Here is a 2,255-nt window from a genome sequence, read left to right as displayed (position 1 = left end):
ACCCCAGCCCCACCTGGAGCATGAGCGGCAAGAGGAACGGCGTCGCCCCCAGGCCCATCCGCACCAACCCACCGCCCGCCGTGCTGGCCCGGAACGTCGACAGCTTCAGGAGCCGCAGGTCCAACACCGGCTTCTTCATCCGCAGCGCGTGCGCCACGTAGAGCGCGATGGCCCCCACGGCCACCAGCGCCATGCCCATCTGGATGTGCACGGGCACCAGGCCGACGCCCAGCGTCTCCGCCGCGCCAATCGTCAGGATGATGGCCACCGCCGCGATGGCATAGCCCTTCCAGTCGAACGGGCCCGGGTGCGGCTGGGGCAGCTCCGGCACGTAGCGCGACACCGCGAGCATGCCGAGCAGCCCCACGGGGACGTTGATGAAGAAGATCCACGGCCAGTCCGCCACGCCGAGGATGAGGCCCGCCAGCGGCGGACCGATGAGCGGTCCCACCAGCGCCGGCATCGTGAACCAACTCAGCGCCGACACCAGCTTGTCCCGGGGCGCCGAGCCCACCACGATGAGCCGGCCCACCGGCGTCATCAGCGCCCCCCCCAACCCCTGGAGCGTGCGGAAGACGACGAGCTGGGGCAGCGTCCGCGAGAAGCCGCACAACACCGACGCGACGAGGAACACGCCCATCGCCAGCATGAAGACGCGACGAGGACCGAAGCGGTCGGCCACCCAGCCACTCGCGGGCGCGAGCACCGCCAGCGCCAGGATGTAGGACGTCAGCGCGAGCTTGAGGTGGATGGGGTCCGTGTCGAAGGCCACGGACAGCGTCGGTAGCGCGGTGGACAGCGCCGTCGAGTCGACGAACTCCATGAACAGCGCGCTCGCCACCGCGATGGACGCGAGCCGGGAGCCTCTGTTGGCGGACGCGGGCGGCGATCCAGGTGGAGAGGAGCCAGGAGAGTCGGACACCTCTCTTCTATGCACGGGAGCCCACGTGCATGTCACGCTCGACGACACTCCATCCGGGGGCTCCCCTGCCCGCGAAGGAGCCAGGGAGCCGAGCATCGGTGCCCTGTCTCGTCAGGTCGGTCGCTCCAGGCGGCCATCCGCGTGGCGCGCGAAGCGCCCTTCCTCCCGGGCGTGCACCGGGTCGTCACTCTTCCAGGGCCAGCCGCCGAAGCCCGTGCGCTGGTAGTCGCTGAACGCCTGTTGGATCTCCTGGCGGGAGTTCATGACGAAGGGGCCGTGCTGCACCACGGGCTCGTTGATGGGCCGGCCCTGGAGCATCAGCAACTCCGCCTCGTCGGGGCCGTTCTCCAGCACCGCGTCCACGTCGGGGCGCAACTGGAGGACGTGTGATGCGGGGATGGCGCGGCCTCCCACCTTCAGCGCGGAGCCCTTGAAGAAGTACAGGAAGCGATTGCTCCCACGCGCGGCGGCGGGCAGCGTCCAGCGCGCCCCCGGCGCCAGCTTGAGCGTCCAGATGGCCACGTCCGAGTCCGCCCGCGCGGCCCAGGACTTCGGCGGCGGCGGCGGGGCCTTCACGTCGCCCAGCGTTCCGGCGACGACGGTGACCTCGGTGGTGCGCCCCGCTTCATCCCTCGCGACGTGCCGGGGGATGACGTGGTCCCACAGCATGGAGAAGTGCGGCGTCACCAGCTTGTCCGCGCTCGGCAGGTTGAGCCAGATCTGGAACAACTCCACCGGATTGGGCTGGTCCTTCTTCAAGAGCGGGAACATCTCCGAGTGCAGCACGCCGCTGCCCGCGGTGAGCCACTGCACGTCCCCGCCGCCGAACCGCGCCGCCGCGCCCAGCGAGTCCGAGTGGTCCAACAGCCCGCTGCGGACGACCGTCACGGTCTCGAAGCCCCGGTGCGGATGCTGCGGGAAGCCGGGCACCACGGTGCCGTGGTACATGTTCCAGCCGTCCCGACCGTCGAAGTCCTGGCCGAGCTGCCGGCCCGCCAGCGACGCGGTGGGCCCCATCCGCTCGTTGCCCGCCGGGTAGGCGTCCACGTGGTGCACGCAGAACAGGAACGGGTCTGGCGTGGGCCAGGGCATCCCCCTGAGCGGGCTCAGGCCGATGACGGCGGGTTGCTCACTTCCCTGCTGCTGACTCATCCCCTGCTCCTCTGATGACTTTCCCGTGCTCCGAGAGCAGCTCGCGGCCGACGTGGCCCCCGCCACCGCGAGCACCTTCAGCGCCGCTCTCCGACTGACCTCATCACCCAAGGGCCACCTCACGCATGACGCCGTCTCCAGGCTGTAATCCTGGCATGGACGGGGCGCATCCTTTCATGCC

2 protein-coding genes are annotated in these 2,255 nt (G+C 70.2%); both read right to left on the bottom strand.

From position 1 onward, the window contains the following. A partial coding sequence (locus HR086_RS46270; RefSeq protein ID WP_174468848.1) for an MFS transporter occupies positions 1-823 on the bottom strand: 823 nt, incomplete at its 3' end. A gap of 210 nt (positions 824-1,033) precedes the next feature. Further along, positions 1,034-2,074, bottom strand: a complete 1,041-nt coding sequence (locus tag HR086_RS46265; protein ID WP_174455363.1) for a pirin family protein — start codon at positions 2,072-2,074, stop codon at positions 1,034-1,036. Between the last annotated feature and the right edge of the window lie 181 nt (positions 2,075-2,255).

The sequence above is a fragment of the Myxococcus sp. CA039A genome (assembly GCF_013336645.1).
Classification (GTDB): domain Bacteria; phylum Myxococcota; class Myxococcia; order Myxococcales; family Myxococcaceae; genus Myxococcus; species Myxococcus llanfairpwllgwyngyllgogerychwyrndrobwllllantysiliogogogochensis.
This window is presented reverse-complemented; position numbering and strand designations above follow the sequence as displayed.

What these genes read in the sequence shown, in the direction of transcription:
- HR086_RS46265 (WP_174455363.1), bottom strand. Translation starts at nt 2,074, where the DNA reads ATGAGTCAGCAGCAGGGAAGTGAGCAACCCGCCGTCATCGGCCTGAGC.